We start from the raw sequence: 627 nt of genomic DNA on the forward strand, positions 1-627 counted from the left end.
ACGAAGCCCCCACCTACGCGTTGTCGTCTGCCGAGCAGCGGCGCGCGCAGCTCGACACCGATCTGGATGCGGCCGGCATCACCGGAGACGACCGCGCCCGCATCGACTTCGTCGTCGACTACCTCACCGGAGACACCCGAGACATCGACCTTCTCGCCTCGCCGGTGTGGGTCGACCCGGGCGAAGAAGCGCGCGGCCGGATCCCGGAACTGCTGGGCGGATTCGCCGAGGGCTACGTCAACGCGCAGAAGATGGCCGCCGAGATCTCGGTGATGACCGCGGCCGACCAGGCCCAGGTCCGTGAAGCCGGTAAGGCGATCCGCGCCGGACGCGAGCCCAGTACGCGACTGTGGCCCGGCTACGCCAACCGCGAGCAGATCAACGAGGAGATCTTCCTTCTCGCAGGCGATGTCGAAGACATTCGAGCAATCGCGGACTACGTCGCCGAGAACGACCTCTCCGACGAAAGTCCCGAGACCTGGGGTGTCGGTGACGAAACCGCCGCGACCATCGAGCGGCTGCGCGAGCGGGGCGACGAGATCGTCGCGGTCGCCACACTCCAGCACGGCCTGGCCGACATCGAGCGCAGCCAGCTCGTCACGATTGTCGACGACGTCGACGCCGGAC

General features: G+C 67.8%; 1 pseudogene. It reads left to right on the forward strand.

The features are described from left to right. A pseudogene (locus tag A5780_RS43165) lies at window positions 1-627 on the forward strand (hypothetical protein); the annotation flags it as partial.

It is taken from the genome of Nocardia sp. 852002-20019_SCH5090214 (genome assembly GCF_001665865.1).
Lineage (GTDB): Bacteria > Actinomycetota > Actinomycetes > Mycobacteriales > Mycobacteriaceae > Nocardia > Nocardia nova.